The sequence below is a fragment of the Crenobacter sp. CS_VA4 genome, assembly GCF_055597485.1.
Genome location: NZ_JBVMAE010000001.1, coordinates 68,124 through 85,801 on the forward strand (window position 1 = coordinate 68,124; position 17,678 = coordinate 85,801).

Consider the following 17,678-nt stretch of genomic DNA (forward strand, 5'->3'; position numbering starts at 1 on the left):
CCCCGCAACGGGAAAGAGGTTGGCCGAACGCCTGCGGGTCCGGCCCCGGCAATCAGGCGTCGGCGTCCGGGTCGGTCGCCTCGAGTTCGAGCGACGCCGCCAGCAGCGCCAGCCGCGCGATCACGCCATAGGCGTAGAAGCGGTTCGGCGGGCAGTCCGGCGTGCCCTTCCTGTCCGGCAGGCAGGGCGACTCGAAGCTCAGCGGCACGAAGTGCATGCCCGGCGCGTTGAGGTTCTCGTCGATGCCGCGGCCGGTGTGGACGCGGTAGAAGCCGCCGATCACGAAGCGGTCGAGCATGTACACCACCGGTTCGGCGACCGCCTCGTTGACGGTTTCGAAGGTGTAGACGCCTTCCTGGACGATCACCTCGGAGACCTCCAGGCCCTCCTTGACCACCGCCATCTTGTTGCGCGCCTTACGGTTCAGGCCGATCAGCTCCTCGCCCGACTTCACGCTCATCACGCCCATGCCGTAGGTGCCGGCGTCGGCCTTGACGATGACGAACGCTTCCTGCTCGATGCCGTACTCGGCGTACTTGGCGCGGATCTTGGCGAGCATCTCGTCGACCGCGCGCGCCATCTCTTCCTCGCCCTGACGCGACTGGAAGTCGAGACCGGACACCCGGGTGAAGTAGGGGTTGATCAGCCACGGGTCGATCGACAACAGCTGCGCGAATTCGGCGGCGACCTTGTCGTAGGCGGCGAAGTGGTTGGTCTTGCGGCGCACCGCCCAGCCGGCGTGCAGCGGCGGCAGCACGTTCTGCTCCAGCCCTTGCAGCGGCTCCGGGATGCCGGCCGACAGGTCGTTGTTGAGCAGCACCATGCACGGGCTGAAGCCATCTTCCAGCTTGATCCGGTTGCCGGCGCGGACGATAGGCTCGAGCGTGACGCTATCGCCGTGCGCGGTGGCAAAGCTGGTCGGCTCGGTGATTTCCGGGTTCAAGGTGCCGAGGCGAACTTTCAGGCCGGCCTGCTCGAGGATGTGCACCAGCGAGGCGACGTTCTGCAGATAATAGGTGTTGCGGGTGTGGTTTTCCGGGATCAGCAGGATGTTCTTCGCTTCCGGACAGACCTTCTCCACCGCGCTCATCGCCGCCTGTACCGCCAGCGGGGTGAAGTCGGTGTTGAGGTTGTTGAACCCACCGGGGAACAGATTCATGTCGACCGGCGCCAGCTTGAAACCGCTGTTGCGCAGGTCCACCGAGCCGTAGAACGGCGTGGTGTGGGCGTGCCACTGGCTGCGGAACCAGTGCTCGATGTTCGGCTGGGCAGCCAGGATGCGGCGTTCCAGCTCCAGGAGCGGTCCCTTCAGCGCGGTGGCCAGGTGCGGTACAGGCATGATTCCCCCGATTCATGTTGTGCGATCGAATCGTCTAATGGTGGGGCCTGGCCCGGCGATCTTCAACCCTGTGATTATGACGGGCGCCAAGGTTGGCCGAAACTCTTCCCGCTCAGCCGGGCCAGGCTTCGCCGTACGCCTGTTCGTACAGGCCGGCGATCTTGTCCCAGTCGAAGAAGTGGTTCTGCGGGCCTTGGCTGGCGACTTTCACCGCGCCGATCACGTTGGCGAGCCGGCCGGTCACCTGCCAGTCGAGGCCGTGCTTCAGGCCGTACAACAGGCCGGCGCGGTAGGCGTCGCCGCAGCCGGACGGGTCGACCGGCTTGTCGCTCATCTGTGCGCGCGGGATCCGGTGCACGCTGTCACCGGCATAGATCTCCGAGCCGTGGCTGCCGCGGGTGACGATCAGCGCGTCGACCTTGCGGCGCAGCGCCTCGATCGACAGGCCGGCGCGCTCGCGCATCAGCTCGCTCTCGTAGTCGTTCAGCACCACGTAGGTGGCCAGTTCGACCAACTGGTTCAATTCGTCGCGGCTGAACAGCGGCAGCTCCTGGCCCGGGTCGAAGATGAACGGCACGCCCATCTCGGCGAGCTCCCGGCAATGCTGCAGGCAGCCGGCACGGCCGGACGGCGCGACGATGGCGATCTCGATCGGCTCGGCGACGTCGCTCATGTGGTTGAGGGTGGCCTGCTCGAACGCACCGGGGTGGAACGCCATCAGCTGGTTGCCGTCGCAGTCGCTGATGATGAAGCACTGCGCGGTGAACTGGCCGGCCACGGTGGTGATGTGGTCGTCGCGCAAGCCGAGTCGCGTCAGGTGTGCGCGGTAGGGTGCGAAGTCCTCGCCGACGGTGGCCATCACCAGCGGCGATTCGCCGAGCATCGCCAGGTTGTAAGCGATATTGCCCGAGCAGCCGCCGAACTCGCGGCGCATCGACGGCACCAGGAAGGTGGTGGAAATCTTGTGCAACTGGTCGGGTAAGATCTGGGAGTCGAAGCGGTTGTTGAACGACAGCAGGGTGTCGTAAGCCAGCGACCCGCAAACTAGAATGGCCATGCGTACTCCGGGCGGACAGGACATCGGAAAAAAGCCGGCAAGTCTACCATGCCATTACAGCATGGCCCATCGCCAAACCCAAGCAAGTGCCTAATCGATAAGGGAAATCCGTGAACAAGACATTTTTCGCCGCCGCGGCCACGCGACGCCGCCTGCTGACGGGGCTGATCGCGCTGGGCCTGAGCCTGCTCGCCCCGCTCGCCAGCGCCGCGCCCGAGCTCGCCAGCAGCCGCTTCACCGACCTCGCCAGCGGCAAGCCGATCGGCATCGAGGCGACCCGCGGTAAGGTGACCGTGGTCAATTTCTGGGCCACCTGGTGCGCGCCGTGCCGTGAGGAGATGCCGATGCTCGCCAACGTCGGCCGGCAGCTGGCCGGCCGCGGCGTCGTAGTGGTCGGCATCGCGCTCGACAATAAGGTCGAGGTCAACAACTTCCGCAAGATGTTCCAGATCGACTACCCGATCTGGCTCGGCGACGCCGACACCGTCAACGTGATGCGCAGCCTCGGCAACCCGTCCGGCGGCCTGCCGTTCACCGTGGTGCTCGACCGCAGCGGCAAGCCGGTCGCGCGCCTGCTCGGCAAGCTGACCGAGCAGACGCTGCGCCAGGCAGTCGAGCCGCGGTTGTGAACTGGCTGCTGCCGTTGACGCTGCCGCTCGGTGCCAGCCTGTGGCTCGCGCTGTTCGGCCAACACTGGCTGGTGCTGGCCGGCTACGCGCTGTTCAGCCTGATCACCCTGCTGACCTACGCCCACGACAAGCGCCGCGCGATGCACGGCGGGTGGCGGGTGCCGGAGGCGACGTTGCACCTGCTGGAGCTGGCCGGCGGCTGGCCCGGCGCGCTCGCCGGCCAGCGCTGGCTACGCCACAAGACGCAGAAGCGCTCGTTCCGGGCGGTGTTCTGGTCGATCGTGCTGACGCACTGGCTGGCGTGGGGGCTGTGGCTGTGGTGGCGATCGGTACCGCGGCAGGGTTAGACGCCGCCAACGTTGACCGAAGCCGGCCATCCGCCATGAAAAACGCCACCGCTAACGGTGGCGTTGTGTTTTCCCGATTGGCCGGTTCGGCCAACGTGCCAGTATTTAAATCGCCAACGCCAGCCGCGTGCCCTGGTCGATCGCGCGCTTGGCGTCGAGCTCGACCGCGACGTCGGCGCCGCCGATCCGGTGCACGGTCTTGCCGAGCGCGGTCAGCGGCGCTTCCAGCTCGCGCAGCGGTTCCTGGCCGGCGCACAGCACCACGTTGTCGACCGGCAGCACCAACTCCTCGCCCTTGATCGTCACGTGCAGGCCGGCGTCGTCGATCCGGTTGTAGCTGACGCCGCCGAGCATCTCGACGCCCTTCATCTTCAGGCTCTGGCGGTGGATCCAGCCGGTGGTCTTGCCGAGGCCCTCGCCCGGCTTGCTGTTCTTACGCTGCAGCAGCCACACCTGGCGCGCGCTCGGCACCGGTTGCGGCCGGGTGACGCCGCCCGGCTGCGCGTAGCTCATGTCGACGCCCCACTCGCGCATGAATTCCTCGGTAAGCAGCGACGGCGAGTCGCCCTCTTGGGTCAGGAACTCGGCGGTGTCGAAGCCGATGCCGCCGGCGCCGATGATCGCCACCTTCGCCCCGACCGGCTTGCCGTGCCTCAACACGTCGAGGTAGCTGAGCACCTTCGGGTGGTCGATGCCGTCGATCGCCGGGGTGCGCGGCTTGATGCCGCTGGCGAGCACCACCTCGTCGAAGCCGGCTAGGGCGTCAGCGTCGACCCGCTCTCCGAGCCGCAGCGTCACGCCGGTCAGTTCGAGGCGGCGACGGAAGTAGCGCAGCGTCTCGTAGAACTCTTCCTTGCCGGGGATCTTCTTCGCCACGTTGAACTGGCCGCCGATCTCGGCGGCAGCGTCGAACAGCGTCACCGCGTGGCCGCGTTCGGCGGCGGTGGTGGCGAACGCCAGGCCCGCCGGGCCGGCGCCGACCACGGCGATGCGCTTGGCGACGCCGGTCGGCGTCAGCGCCAGCTCGGTCTCGCGGCAGGCGTAGGGGTTGACCAGGCAGGAGGTCAGCTTGCCCTGGAAGATGTGGTCGAGGCAGGCCTGGTTACAGCCGATACAGGTGTTGATCTCGTCGGCACGACCTTGCTCGGCCTTCAGCACGAACGCCGGGTCGGCCAGAAACGGCCGCGCCATCGACACCATGTCGGCGCAGCCGTCGGCCAGCACGCGCTCGGCCACCGCCGGGTCGTTGATGCGGTTGGTGGTGATCAGCGGGATGGCCACCTCGCCCTTCAGCCGGCGGGTCACCCAGGCGAAGCCGGCGCGCGGCACCATGGTGGCGATGGTCGGGATGCGCGCCTCGTGCCAGCCGATGCCGGTGTTGATGATGGTGGCGCCGGCCTTCTCGACCTCCTTGGCCAGCGCCACCACCTCGTCCCAGCTGCTGCCGTCGTGCACCAGATCGAGCATCGACAGCCGGTAGATGATGATGAATTCGGCGCCGACCGCGGCGCGCACCGCGCGCAGCACCTCGAGCGGGAAGCGGATGCGGTTCTCGAAGCTGCCGCCCCAGTCGTCGCTGCGCTTATTGGTGTGGCGCACGATGAACTGGTTGAGCAGATAGCCTTCCGAGCCCATCACCTCGACGCCGTCGTAGCCGGCCTGCTGCGCGAGCCTGGCACAGCGGGCGAAGTCGGCGATGGTGCGCCGGATGTCGTCCTCGCTCATCTCGCGCGGCCGGTAGAAGTTGACCGGCGCGATCAGCGGCGACGGCGCGACCAGCCCTTCCTGGTAGCTGTAACGGCCGGTGTGCAGGATCTGCATCGCGATCTTGCCGCCGGCCGCGTGCACCGCGTCGGTGACCAGGCGGTGGTGCGGCACCTCGGTTTCGTCGACCAGCACCGACGCGCCATCGGCCACCCGGCCCTCCTCGTTCGGGCCGACCCCGCCGGTGACGATCAGGCCGACGCCGCCGCGGGCGCGCTCGGCGTAGAACGCCGCCATCTTCTCGAAACCGTGCGGCGCCTCTTCCAGGCCGGTATGCATCGAGCCCATCAGCACGCGGTTCTTCAGGGTGGTGAAGCCCAGGTCGAGCGGGGCGAGCAGGTGCGGGTAAGCGATCATTGTGGTTCCTCGTGGTCGCGCAAGCGCTTGTTTTGTTATGGTAGATTGCTGTCCGACGACGATACTTACTAGTTAGTAAGGTGTCAACGGCATGAGACCGACCGGGAACGCCGTGCCGTCGGAAGCGGTCGCTTAACCACACCGACGCAATGCGTCGTTTACACTGTTTGCACCACGCAAGCCTTTCAACCCGGCCGGCTAGCCGGCCGTCCGTTCCAAGGAGATTCCCGTTTTGCCGACCACAGACACCCTCAACAGCTTTCTCAACCGGCTGAGCGACAACGTTGTTGCCAGCACGCTGGGCATCGGCGGCAACCTGGTATTGGCCCTGTTGATCGTCTGGCTCGGCTGGAAGATCAGCCGCCGTGTCGAGAGGACGCTCGACCGTACCCTAGCCACTTCGACCAAGGTCGACGACACGCTCAAACCGCTGCTCAAGAGCCTGGCGAGCTGGGCGCTGAAGATCGTCGCGCTGGCGCTGGCCTTGTCGCAGCTCGGCGTGCAGATGGCGACGATCGCCGCGATGCTCGGCGCCGCCGGCCTGGCGGTGGGTCTCGCGCTGCAGGGCACGCTGCAGAACATCGCCGCCGGCATCATGCTGGTGCTGCTGCGGCCGTTCAAAGTGGGCGAATACATCGAGTGCGGCGCGATCCAGGGCACCGTGCACGAGATCGCGCTGTTCAACACGCTGATAGAGCGCTTCGACGGCATCTACCAGTACGTGCCGAACAGCCAGCTGTGGTCGGGCACCATCCTCAACTACAGCCGCAACGACCAGCGCCGCCTCGACGTGCCGGTGAAGATCGACTTCCGCGCCGATGCGCAGCACGCGGCCCGGCTGCTCGACGCCTTCATCCGCCAGCATCCGCAGACCTTGGCCGAACCGGCGCCGCGGGTGATGGTGCTCGACATCAACGACGCGTTCACCACGCTGAATATCCGCGCCTGGGCCCGCAACGACGGTTACTGGGATTTCCGTTGGGACGTGTACGCGCGAGTGCGCCCGCTGCTCGAAGACGCCGGCATCGCGCTGGCGGTGCCGAGCTACAATGTGTTCGCGCAGGACGGGCAGCAAGTCCCAACCGAGCAGCCGCTGGCCGTTCCGAAGCGCGAGACGGTGTAAGCACGCCCACAACGACAAAGCCCGCCAAAAGGCGGGCTTTTTGCATGCTGGCGCGGCGTTCAGGCCGCCGCCGCGCCGGCCGGTGCCATCAGATGGCGGTCGAGCCAGGCCAGCAGGTCGCGCTCGAACTCGTCGCGGCGCGTGTCGTTGTGCATCTCGTGGCGGCCGCCCGGGTAGACGGTCATCGTCACGTCGGTAAGCCCCGCCGCGCGGTAGCGGCGCCGCAGCTGGCCGAGACCGAAGCGGCCCAGGCTGACCGGGTCGCGACTACCGGCCAACAGCCACACCGGACAGGCGGTGTTGAAGCCCTGGCCACGCGCCTCGACCTCTTCCAGCGCGACGATGCCGCCGAACAGGTCGCGCCACAGCCCGGCGCTGACGTCGAAGCCGCACAGCGGGTCGGCACGGTAGGCGTCCACCTCGTGCGGGTCGGGCGACAGCCAGTCGAAGCCGGTGCGCGCCGGGAAGAAGCCCAGGTTGAAGCTGCCGAACACCAGCCGCGCCAGCAGCCGGCTCGGCGTCGCCGCTCCGTGGCGGCGGACCTGCCAGGCGGCGACGCCGCCGAGCAGCTTGGCCAGCCAGCGCTGCCGGTAGCCGGTGGCCGACAGCACCAGGCCCGACAGCCGCGCGCCATAAGCGGCGAAGAACGCCCGGGCGATGAAGCTGCCCATGCTGTGGCCGAACAGCAAGAGCGGCAGGCCGGGGTGCCGCTCGGCCGCCCATTCCTGCACCACCCGCAGATCGTCGATCACGCGGGCCCAGCCGTCCGCGTCGGCGTAATGGCCGCGCACCGCCGGCGCCACGCCGTGGCCGCGGTGGTCGTGCGCCACCACCAGGTAGCCGGCGCCGGACAAGCGGGTCGCCAGCCGGTGGTAGCGCGCCGCGTACTCGCTCATGCCGTGCGAGATCAGCAGCAGCGCACGCGGCGGCCCGGCCGGCGACCACAGGCAGACGGCGATAGCCGCGCCGTCGGCGGCGGTCAGGGAAAAGGTCTGCATCGGCACAGCGCTCCACATCGGGGATGACTGGGGCATTTAGCCACGCCGCCAGCAAAAACGCCACGGCAAGCCGTGGCGTAGAAGGTTGGCCGAAGCCGCCGTACCTGGCGCTGTCAACGCGTCCCCTTGGCTAGGCGCGATGGCGGTGTTAGAGCCGGAAGAACTGCACGCTCTGCCCCAGCCCGGTCGCCACGCCGGCGATCTTCTGGCTGTTCTCGTCGATGTTCTGCATCGCCGCGGTGGTTTCCTCGGCCATCTGCGCCATCTTCTCCATATTGCGGGCGATGTCGGTACTGGCGGCCTTCTGCTCTTCCACCGACGCGGCGATGTTGTCGATGTCCTGGCCCGACTCGCTGACGCTGACGTCCGAGGCACTGAACAGCTCGGCCACCGAGCGCACCACGCCGCGGCTGGTTTCCAGCGAGGCCAGGCCCTGCTGCACCACCGCGTCGAGCGCCACCGACTTCACGCCGAGCTGCTGGTTGACGGTGTCGATCTCGGACGCCGAGCTCGACGACTTTTCGGCCAACTTGCGCACCTCGTCGGCCACCACCGCGAAGCCGCGGCCCTGTTCGCCGGCACGCGCCGCCTCGATCGCCGCGTTCAGCGCCAACAGATTGGTCTGGTCGGCGATGTCGCGCACCTCGCGGGTCATGCTGCTGATCGACTGGGTGCTCTGCACGAAGTCCTTCACCGCGCCGGCCAGGTTCTGGATCACCGCCTGCATCTGCTCCATCTCGGCCTGTAGCTGGGCGACGCTGCGGCTGCCGTCACGGCTGCTCTGCAGGTTGCCGGAGGCCTTCTGGCGCAGTTCGTCGGCCGCGTCGGCGACGCTGGCGATGCTCACCGTCAGCTGTTCGACCGCCGCCGCCGAGGCGCTGGCGGCCGACGCCTGGTGGATGCTGGCGCCGAGCACCTGGCCGGACGAGGACGTCAGCGCGTCGACCATCCGGCGCGACTCGTCGACCCCTTCGCGCACCAGCCGCACCGTCTTGCCGAGGTTGGCCACCATCCGTTGCAGCGCGCGCTGCAGCTGGCCGACCTCGTCGTCGCCGTCGACCTCGATCTGCGCGTTCAGCTGGCCGGACGCCACCGCGTCGGCCACCTCGACCGCGTCGGCGAGCGGACCGGTGATCGAGCGGGTGATCGCCACCGCCAGCAGCACGCCGATCAAGAGCGAGGCGGCACTCAGCGTCGCGATCAGTGTCTCGGCGAAGGCGATCTTCTGCGCGCCCTGCTGGGCGTCGTCCGCGTTCGAGGCGAACTCGGCCTCGAGGAAGGCCTTCAGCGTGCCCGCCAGCGCGTAATTGTCCGACGACAGCTCCGCGCCGATCAGGGTGCGCGCCTCGTTGATCTGCCCCCCCTCGTACAGCTGCACCACGCGGGCGAACTGCTTGTCGAGTGCGACGCGATTGGCCTCCAGCTGGGTGAGCAGCGTGCGCTCCTTGTCGATGCCGTCCGCCCCGTTGACCAGCGCCTTGAGCTTGTCGAACTCGGCACCGTACGCCTGGCGGCTCTCGCTCAGGCGCGCCTTGTTGGACGCGCGCTGCGCGTCGTCCTCGGCGAACACATAGTCGCCAGCGGCGCGGAACTCGGTCATCGTCGCGGTCTGCATCCGCGACAGGGCCTGGATGTTGGGGTTGGTGACCTGGGTGATGGTGCGGAACTTGTTGGCCAGACCGCTCATTTCCAGCCAGGCACCGGCCCCGATCGCCAGCATCAACACCAACAGGGCGGCAAACGCCAACGACAGGCGCTTGCCGATCGACATGCGCCGAAACAGACTGTTCATATTCACCCCCGAGTGCTTGAAGCCGATTAGGTTTTTTTAAATTCGGTGCTGATTATTGGAGATAAACCAGACCGCAACAAGCATTTGACATGAATTTTTGAGTCAGGTCGTCCCGCCGTCGTCGCGGCGGTGCCGGGCGAAGCGGCGCAGCGCCGCCGCCAGCGCCGGATCGCTCAAGGATTCGGCGGCCGATTCGAGCGCGGCAATGCCCTCGGCACCGACCGTCAGCCGGTTGTAGCGTGGCGGCGTTAAGCTAGGCAGCACCACCCGCACCCGTACCGTACGCGCCACATATCCCGCCTTGGCCAGCGCCGGCAGCAGCCCCGGCGCCATCAGCCGCAGCCGTGCCGCCACCGCGCCGTTGTCGGCGAACAGCACCAGCTCGCCGTCGCGGATCCGCACCGCGCGGCAATGCTCGGCCAGGTTGGCCGGCGCCAGCTTCTTGAAGCTGCGGTCGAGCGCCATCAGCGCCTGCGCCTGTTCGGTCAGACGGGCAAGCTGGCTGTCCTTGCGGACGATGTCGGCGGGGGTACGGCTGGCTCTCATGCGGGCACTCGCGGGCGGATCGGGACGAGCATTGTAGCGCGGCCGCGCCGGTCGGCCGGTGGTGCGCCAAGCGCCACCGACGAGCGGGACGTGCGGCCAATGCGACGGCCGGCGGCGAAATCTGGCGCCTGCGCTTGTGGAATCGCCAACATGCCCCCATCCGGGGGGGCAACGATGTGCTAAACTTTTGACCATTTTTTGGCTTTTGGCCTGGACAAATCCGAATGATTTCGACGCTACTCAAGAAAGTGTTCGGCAGCCGCAACGACCGGTTGCTGAAGCAATACCGCCAGACCGTGGCGCGTATCAATGGCCTGGAAGACGCGATGCAGGCGCTTTCCGACGAGGCGCTGGCCGGCAAGACCGCCGAATTCAAGGACCGTCTGGCCAAGGGCGAAACGCTCGACGCGCTGCTGCCCGAAGCGTTCGCGGTGTGCCGCGAAGCCGGCCGCCGCGTGCTCGGCATGCGCCACTTCGACGTGCAGCTGATCGGCGGCATGGTGCTGCACGACAACAAGATTGCCGAGATGCGCACCGGTGAAGGCAAGACGCTGGTCGCCACGCTGCCGGTGTACCTGAACGCGCTGACCGGCAAGGGCGCGCACGTGGTGACGGTGAACGACTACCTGGCCAGCCGCGACGCCGGCATCATGGCCAAGCTGTACAACTTCCTCGGCCTGTCGGTCGGCGTGAACCTGTCGCAGATGCCGCACGACGAGAAGCAGGACGCCTACGCCGCCGACATCACCTACGGCACCAACAACGAATTCGGCTTCGACTACCTGCGCGACAACATGGTGTTCTCGAGCGACGAGAAGGTGCAGCGCCCGCTCGCGTTCGCGGTGGTCGACGAGGTGGACTCGATCCTGATCGACGAGGCGCGCACCCCGCTGATCATCTCCGGCCCGGCCGAAGACAATATCGACATGTACCGCCAGATGAACGCGGTGCCGCCGCTGTTGAAACGCCAGGAAACCGAAGAAGGCGAAGGCGACTACTGGGTCGACGAGAAGGCGCACAGCGTGCTGTTGTCCGAGACCGGTCACGAGCACTGCGAACAGATCCTGGCCCAGATGGGCCTCTTGGTCGACGGCGACAGCCTGTACTCGGCCGCCAACATCACGCTGATGCACCACCTGATGGCCGCGCTGCGCGCACACGCGCTGTACCACAAGGACCAGCACTACGTGGTGCAGGACGGCGAGGTGATCATCGTCGACGAATTCACCGGCCGCCTGATGGCCGGCCGCCGCTGGAGCGAAGGCCTGCACCAGGCGGTCGAGGCCAAGGAAGGCGTCGAGATCAACCGCGAGAACCAGACGCTCGCGTCGATCACCTTCCAGAACTACTTCCGCCTGTACGGCAAGCTGTCGGGCATGACCGGTACCGCCGACACCGAGGCGTACGAATTCCAGGAGATCTACGGCCTCGAGACCGTGGTGATCCCGACCAACCGGCCGATGATCCGCGACGACTCGCACGACAAGGTGTACCGCACCGCCCGCGAAAAGTACGACGCGCTGCTCGCCGACATCAGGGACTGCTTTGATCGCGGCCAACCGGCGCTAGTCGGCACCACCAGCATCGAGAACTCCGAACTGGTCGCCGAGCTGTTGCGCCGCGCCAAGCTGCCGCACAACGTGCTGAACGCCAAGGAGCACGCGCGTGAAGCCGACATCGTGGTGCAGGCCGGTCGCCCGGGGGTGATCACCGTCGCCACCAATATGGCCGGCCGTGGTACCGACATCGTGCTCGGCGGCAACCCGGCGCCGGAAATCAAGGCGGTGGAAGCCGACGACTCGCTGACCGACGCCGAGAAGCAGACCCGCGTCGACGAGATCAAGACCGAATGGCAGCAGCGCCACAACGCGGTGCTCGCCGCCGGCGGCCTGCACATCGTCGGCACCGAACGCCACGAATCGCGCCGGATCGACAACCAGCTGCGCGGCCGTTCCGGCCGTCAGGGCGACCCAGGTTCGAGCCGCTTCTACCTCAGCCTGGAAGACCCGCTGCTGCGCATCTTCGCGTCGGACCGCGTCGCCGCGATCATGGACCGGCTGAAGATGCCGGAGGGCGAGGCGATCGAGCACCCGTGGGTCTCGCGTTCGATTGAGAACGCGCAGCGCAAGGTCGAAGGCCGCAACTTCGACATCCGCAAGCAGCTGCTCGAGTACGACGACGTCGCCAACGACCAGCGCAAGGTGATCTACCAGCAGCGCAACGAGATCCTCGAGACCGACGACGTGTCCGACATCGTCGCCAATATGCGCGAGGGCGTGCTCAGCGACCTGGTCGATCAGTACATTCCGCCAGAGTCGATGGAAGAGCAGTGGGACCTGCCGGGCCTGGAAAAGACGCTGGAAGCCGAATACCAACTGAACGCGCTGGTGACCGCCTGGATGCAGGCCGAACCGAACCTCGACACCGAGGAGATTCGCCAGCGCATCCTCAAGTTGGCCGAAGAACAGTACGGCGCCAAGGTGGCGTTCGCCGGCGACGGCGTGATGCAGCAGTTTGAGCGCAGCCTGGTGCTGCAGATGCTCGACACCCACTGGCGCGAGCACCTGGCGGCGATGGACCACCTGCGCCAGGGCATCCACCTGCGCGGCTACGCGCAGAAGAACCCGAAGCAGGAGTACAAGCGCGAGGCGTTCGAACTGTTCGCGGCGATGCTCGAGCGCATCAAGAAGAGCGTGGTCAACGTACTGATGACGGTGGAAGTGCGCACCCAGGACGACCTCGAAGCGGTCGAGCCGCACGTGCCGAGCGAGCTGCAGCTGATGCACGCCGACGCCGCGAGCGGCTTCAGCGGCGGTGGCGTCGCCGACGAGGAAGACAACCCGTACAGCCCGGAAGTGCTGGCGGCACAGGGCCTGCGCATCGGCCGCAACGACCCGTGCCCGTGCGGCAGCGGCCAGAAGTACAAGCAGTGCCACGGCCGCCTCGCCTGATCCGGCCTTAGGCACCACGACACAGGGCCTCCCGCGGGAGGCCCTGTTCTTTTGTCCGGCGCCCACCCCTCCCGCCCCGTCGCAAAATACCCTTGTCATGCAATCGCTTGGCCGATTACGACGACTCACCCGCCGGGCCGCCCCGCATCGCCGCCCTGCCGCTAGCCCGCCGGCTCTGGTACTCTTGGGCGATCAGCCACCTCTTCCGCAAGCCGGCATGACCGCAACCCCGAACCTGCTCTACCTCGCCTCCGGCAGCCCGCGCCGCCGCGAACTCCTGGAACAACTCGGCGTCAATCTGGAACGCATCCACGCCGACATCGACGAATCGGTGCTGCCCGGCGAAGACGCCATCGCCTACACCGAACGCCTCGCCATCGCCAAGGCGGCCGCCGGCTGGCAGGTGGTCGCCGTGAGCGGCCTGCCGAGCCGGCCGCTGTTGTCGGCCGACACCACCGTGACGCTCGACGGCGAAATCTTCGGCAAGCCGGCCGACGCCGCCGACGCGCGCCGCATGCTGCAGGCCTTCTCCGGCCGCGAGCACCAAGTGGTCACCGCGGTGGCGCTACGCCAGGACGACAGGGTCAAGCTCGCCACCTCGGTGACCACGGTACGCTTCAAGCCGCTCACCGACGCCGAGATCGAGCGCTACGTCGCCAGCGGCGAGCCGTTCGACAAGGCCGGCGGCTACGGCATCCAGGGCCGCGCCGGGGTGTTCGTCGAACACATCGACGGCAGCTTCACCGGCGTGGTCGGCCTGCCGCTCTTCGAAACCGCTCAACTGTTGGCCGAATACGGCCTGATTCTGCCCTGAGGGGATAGCCATGCTGCACCAACCGATTCCCCTGCCCCGTGACCTGCCGCGCCCGCGTGAGCAGATTCTGGTCAACATCACCCCACAGGAAACCCGTGTCGCGGTGCTGGAAGACAGCGTCGTGCAGGAATTGCACGTCGAGCGCGCCGCCAGCCGCGGCATCGTCGGCAACATCTATCTGGGTCAGGTGAAGCGCGTGCTGCCCGGCATGCAGTCGGCGTTCATCGAGATCGGCCTGGAGCGCGCCGCCTTCCTGCACATCGCCGACGTGCTCGAGCAGCGCCAGCACCCGACCGAGCCGCAGCGCATCGAACGGATGCTGTTCGAGGGCCAGACCGTGCTGGTCCAGGTGATCAAGGACCCGATCGGCACCAAGGGCGCGCGACTGTCGACGCAGATCAGCCTGGCAGGCCGCTTCCTGGTGCACCTGCCGCAGGACGAACACATCGGCATCTCGCAGAAAATCGAGCACGAGGTCGACCGGCTGTCGCTGAAGAGCCGGCTGGAAAAGCTGCTGCCGGACGACAGCCCGCACGGCTACATCATCCGCACCAGCGCCGAGACCTCGACCGACGCCGAGCTCGAGGCCGACGTCACCTACCTGTCCAAGCTGTGGACCGACATCCAGAGCCGCTCCAAGACCAGCCCGGCGCAGACGCTGCTGTACCAGGACCTGGCGCTGTCCTTGCGGGTGCTGCGCGACATGGTCAGCGACAGCACGCTCTCGGTGGTGGTCGACTCGACCGAGAACTACGGCAAGATGGTCGAGTTCGCCGAGCAGTATGTCACCCAGGCGGTCGCCAAGATCGAGCGCTACAGCGGCGAGCGGCCGCTGTTCGAGCTGCACGGCATCGAGGCCGAGATCGACAAGGCGCTGGCGCGCCGCGTCAACCTGAAGTACGGCGGCTACCTGATCATCGACCAGACCGAGGCGATGACCACGATCGACGTCAACACCGGCGGCTTCGTCGGCACCCGCAACTTCGACGAAACGATCTACAAGACCAACCTCGAGGCGACCTACGCGATCGCGCGGCAACTACGGCTGCGGAATCTGGGCGGCATCATCATCGTCGACTTCATCGACATGGATAACGAGGAGCACCGCACCCAGGTGCTGTCGGAGCTCGCCAAGACGCTGGCGCGCGACCGCACCCGGGTGACGCTGAACGGCTTCACCAGCCTGGGTCTGGTCGAGATCACCCGCAAGCGCACCCGCGAGAGCCTGGCGCACGTGCTGTGCGAACCCTGCCCGACCTGCCAGGGCCGCGGCGAGATCAAGACCGCGCAGACGGTGTGCTACGAGGTACAGCGCGAGATCGTCCGCGAGGCGCGCAAATTCGACGCGAAGAGCTTCCGCATCCTGGCCGCGCAGCCGGTGATCGACATGTTCCTCGACGAGGAATCGCAATCCTTAGCGATGCTGATCGACTTCATCGGCAAGCCGATCTCGCTGTCGGTGGAGAGCACGTACACCCAGGAGCAGTTCGACGTCGTGCTGATATAAACGCGCCGTGCCGCCTTCCGGCCCCTGCCGCAACGCAGGGGCCGTTGTTTTTGCCGCGCCCGCCCATTCGGCCAACTAATGCCCATGGCATGTCAGAGGCGCGCAATAATACAATGAAATGATTCTGCGCGTGACCATCCACTCGCGCGCTGCCTGGAGTTTGCAATGATCGATGCCAACGCCGACCCGATGTGGGAGGCGATCCTGTCCGAAACCGCGGCCGCCGCCGAGGCCGAGCCGCTATTGGCGAGCTTCCTGCACATGACCGTGCTGCGCCACAGCCGATTCGAAGACGTGCTCGCCTTCCACCTGTCGAGCAAGCTCGCCAGCCCAACGATGGATGCGCGCGCGCTGATGGAGCTGTTCCGCGAGGCGCTCGACGCCGACTGCAGCATCAGTCGCGCCGCGCGCGCCGACATCCAGGCCTGTTACGACCGCGACCCGGCCTGCGACGCGTATTCGATGCCGCTCCTGTACTTCAAGGGCTTCCACGCGATCCAGAGCCAGCGCGTCACCCACTGGCTGTGGAAGCAGGGCCGCCAGACGCTGGCCTACTTCCTGCAGAACCGCATCTCCGAGGTGATGGGTGCCGACATCCACCCGGCGGCGCAGATCGGCGAGGGGGTGATGCTCGACCACGGCACCGGCGTGGTGGTCGGCGAGACCGCGGTGATCGGCAACAATGTGTCGATGCTGCAGGGCGTCACGCTCGGCGGCACCGGCAAGGAACACGGCGACCGCCACCCGAAGATCGCCGACGGCGTGCTGATCGGCGCCAACGCCAGCATCCTCGGCAACATCCAGGTCGGCCAGGGCGCCAAGATCGGTGCCGGCAGCGTGGTGCTGGAAGACGTGCCGCCGCACACCACCGTGGTCGGCGTGCCGGCGCGCGAAGTCGGCCGCCCGGACGAGGACATGCCGGCGCTCGGCATGGACCAGCGGATCTGAGCGCTGCGGCGATCTGACCAGGTTGGCCGAAGCGACCGCGTTGCCCCATCCCGACTAGGAGTCCCCATGCAGGTCCGTGTCGTCGATTACCGCGCCGCCGAGGCGGCCGAGCAGTTCACCCGTTCGCTGCACGAGACCGGCTTCGCCGTGCTGGTGAACCACCCGATCCCGCAGGACTTAGTCGAGGCGATCTACGCCGACTGGTTGCGCTTCTTCGACAGCGCTGACAGATACGACTTCGCCTTCTCGGTCGATACCCAGGACGGCTACTTTTCCAGCCAGGTGTCGGAGACCGCCAAGGGTCACCGGCAGAAGGACCTCAAGGAATACTTCCACGTCTACCCATGGGGACGAATCCCGCCGGCGCTGAAGGAGCAGGCGCTGTCCTACTACGCGCTCGCGGGCGAGCTGGCGGCAGAACTGCTCGGCTGGGTCGAGCGCTACACCCCGGTCGAGATCGCCGCGCATTACCGCGAGCCCTTGTCCGGCATGATCGCCGACAGCCGCCAGACGCTGCTGCGGGTGCTGCGCTACCCGCCGCTCGTGGGCGACGAGCCGGCCGGCGCGTTGCGCGCCGCGCCGCACGAGGACATCAATCTGTTGACCCTGCTGCCGGCCGCCAACGAGCCGGGGCTACAGGTGCTGGCACGCGACGGCCAGTGGCTCGACGTGCCGTGCGACTTCGGCATGCTGATCGTCAATATCGGCGACATGCTGCAGGAGGCGTCTCAGGGTTACTACCCATCGACCACCCACCGAGTGGTCAACCCACAGGGCGAGGCCGCGACCAAGAGCCGCATCTCGCTGCCACTGTTCCTGCACCCGCGCCCCGAGGTGCAACTGTCCGAGCGCTACAGCGCCGGCAGTTATCTGGCCGAGCGGCTGCGCGAGCTGGGCGTCAAGCCCTGAACCCGTCAGCGCCACAATCCGAGCCGCCAACGCGCGGCCCTCACAAAGTCGCCTTCCACCGGTAGCCGGCCGGCGACCGCCGGGCCGGTCGGGCAGCCGACACCTGCGCGCGTGGCTATGCTCACGGCAGCCCTGCCTGCCACCGGCCCGGCACGCCCCCGGCAGGCCCCGTCCGCCGTGCCGCAGGAGCTGTCCGATGCTCTACCTCGTCAGCTGGACCATCCACACCGATCACCGCAACGCCGCGATCAAGCGTTTCCTCGGCAACGCCGCCCAGCCACCGGACGGGGTGACGCTGCTCGGCCGCTGGCACGCGGTCGGGCCGCTCACCGGCGTCGCACTGGCCGAGACCGACGACGCCCAGGCGCTGTTCCACTGGTTCATGCAGTGGAGCGATCTGATGAGTTTCGACGTGGCGCCGGCATTGACCGACGAGCAGCTCGGCCAGGCGCTGCAGGTGAGCCAGTCGCACTGGTGGCAGCATGAATGAAGCCGGCCGCGGCTGATCGTTCAGCATCGGCAGCCGCCTGCGGGACGCTACCGATGCCCACGCGCTGCCTTTCTCGCTCATACTGGCATGACCAGTTAGACCAGTGT

15 protein-coding genes are annotated in these 17,678 nt (G+C 67.2%); 9 read left to right on the forward strand and 6 right to left on the reverse strand.

Annotated features, from left to right (window positions below; all coding sequences use genetic code 11):
- Positions 1-52 precede the first annotated feature (52 nt).
- Positions 53-1,339, reverse strand: coding sequence for a glutamate--cysteine ligase (gene gshA / locus ACZ2IA_RS00360; protein WP_470290566.1), 1,287 nt, complete (start codon positions 1,337-1,339; stop codon positions 53-55).
- A 112-nt stretch (positions 1,340-1,451) separates the two neighbouring features.
- Positions 1,452-2,396, reverse strand: a complete 945-nt coding sequence (locus ACZ2IA_RS00365; RefSeq protein ID WP_470290567.1) for a carbohydrate kinase family protein — start codon at positions 2,394-2,396, stop codon at positions 1,452-1,454.
- Positions 2,397-2,506: 110 nt separating this feature from the next.
- Here ACZ2IA_RS00365 and ACZ2IA_RS00370 point away from each other — a divergent pair, with 110 nt between their 5' ends.
- Together ACZ2IA_RS00370 and ACZ2IA_RS00375 are read left to right on the forward strand one after the other, a co-directional pair.
- Positions 2,507-3,025 carry a TlpA family protein disulfide reductase gene (locus tag ACZ2IA_RS00370; protein ID WP_470290568.1) on the forward strand — a complete coding sequence of 173 codons (519 nt, stop codon included), beginning with the start codon at positions 2,507-2,509 and terminating at the stop codon, positions 3,023-3,025.
- A complete protein-coding gene (locus ACZ2IA_RS00375; RefSeq protein WP_470290569.1) occupies positions 3,022-3,372 on the forward strand; it encodes a DUF1294 domain-containing protein in 351 nt (116 codons plus the stop codon). The genes ACZ2IA_RS00370 and ACZ2IA_RS00375 overlap by 4 nt, the downstream gene beginning before the upstream one ends.
- 105 nt (positions 3,373-3,477) lie before the next feature.
- Here the strand turns inward: ACZ2IA_RS00375 and ACZ2IA_RS00380 are convergent, their stop codons facing one another.
- A complete protein-coding gene (locus tag ACZ2IA_RS00380) occupies positions 3,478-5,493 on the reverse strand; it encodes an oxidoreductase (RefSeq protein WP_470290570.1) in 2,016 nt (671 codons plus the stop codon).
- Between the two features lie 232 nt (positions 5,494-5,725).
- Here ACZ2IA_RS00380 and ACZ2IA_RS00385 point away from each other — a divergent pair, with 232 nt between their 5' ends.
- Positions 5,726-6,616, forward strand: coding sequence for a mechanosensitive ion channel family protein (locus tag ACZ2IA_RS00385; protein ID WP_470290571.1), 891 nt, complete (start codon positions 5,726-5,728; stop codon positions 6,614-6,616).
- 59 nt (positions 6,617-6,675) lie between these two features.
- On the opposite strand, the gene ACZ2IA_RS00390 is transcribed toward ACZ2IA_RS00385, so the two are convergent.
- The 3 genes from ACZ2IA_RS00390 to ACZ2IA_RS00400 all read right to left on the reverse strand — a co-directional run bounded on the left by ACZ2IA_RS00390 (position 6,676) and on the right by ACZ2IA_RS00400 (position 9,952).
- Complete coding sequence (locus tag ACZ2IA_RS00390) at positions 6,676-7,614, reverse strand: alpha/beta hydrolase (RefSeq protein WP_470290572.1); 939 nt, start codon at positions 7,612-7,614, stop codon at positions 6,676-6,678.
- Between the two features lie 148 nt (positions 7,615-7,762).
- Positions 7,763-9,406 carry a methyl-accepting chemotaxis protein gene (locus tag ACZ2IA_RS00395; RefSeq protein ID WP_470290573.1) on the reverse strand — a complete coding sequence of 548 codons (1,644 nt, stop codon included), beginning with the start codon at positions 9,404-9,406 and terminating at the stop codon, positions 7,763-7,765.
- 102 nt (positions 9,407-9,508) lie between these two features.
- A complete protein-coding gene (locus ACZ2IA_RS00400; RefSeq protein WP_470290574.1) occupies positions 9,509-9,952 on the reverse strand; it encodes a DciA family protein in 444 nt (147 codons plus the stop codon).
- A 224-nt stretch (positions 9,953-10,176) separates the two neighbouring features.
- Between ACZ2IA_RS00400 and secA the strand changes: the two genes are divergently transcribed.
- From secA to ACZ2IA_RS00430, 6 genes are all read left to right on the forward strand, one after another.
- Positions 10,177-12,903 (forward strand): preprotein translocase subunit SecA, encoded by a 2,727-nt coding sequence (gene secA, locus ACZ2IA_RS00405; protein WP_470290575.1) that lies wholly within the window; start codon positions 10,177-10,179, stop codon positions 12,901-12,903.
- Between the two features lie 217 nt (positions 12,904-13,120).
- The gene (locus ACZ2IA_RS00410) at positions 13,121-13,717 is read left to right on the forward strand and encodes a Maf family protein (RefSeq protein ID WP_470290576.1); all 597 of its coding nucleotides are present in this window, start codon (positions 13,121-13,123) and stop codon (positions 13,715-13,717) included.
- 10 nt (positions 13,718-13,727) lie between these two features.
- Positions 13,728-15,224, forward strand: a complete 1,497-nt coding sequence (gene rng, locus ACZ2IA_RS00415; RefSeq protein ID WP_470290577.1) for a ribonuclease G — start codon at positions 13,728-13,730, stop codon at positions 15,222-15,224.
- A gap of 165 nt (positions 15,225-15,389) precedes the next feature.
- Positions 15,390-16,172: a serine O-acetyltransferase gene (cysE, locus tag ACZ2IA_RS00420; protein WP_470290578.1), complete on the forward strand. Its 783-nt coding sequence runs from the start codon at positions 15,390-15,392 to the stop codon at positions 16,170-16,172.
- A 66-nt stretch (positions 16,173-16,238) separates the two neighbouring features.
- A complete protein-coding gene (locus ACZ2IA_RS00425; protein ID WP_470290579.1) occupies positions 16,239-17,081 on the forward strand; it encodes an isopenicillin N synthase family dioxygenase in 843 nt (280 codons plus the stop codon).
- 196 nt (positions 17,082-17,277) lie between these two features.
- Positions 17,278-17,571, forward strand: coding sequence for a DUF3303 domain-containing protein (locus ACZ2IA_RS00430; RefSeq protein ID WP_470290580.1), 294 nt, complete (start codon positions 17,278-17,280; stop codon positions 17,569-17,571).
- Positions 17,572-17,678: the final 107 nt, after the last annotated feature.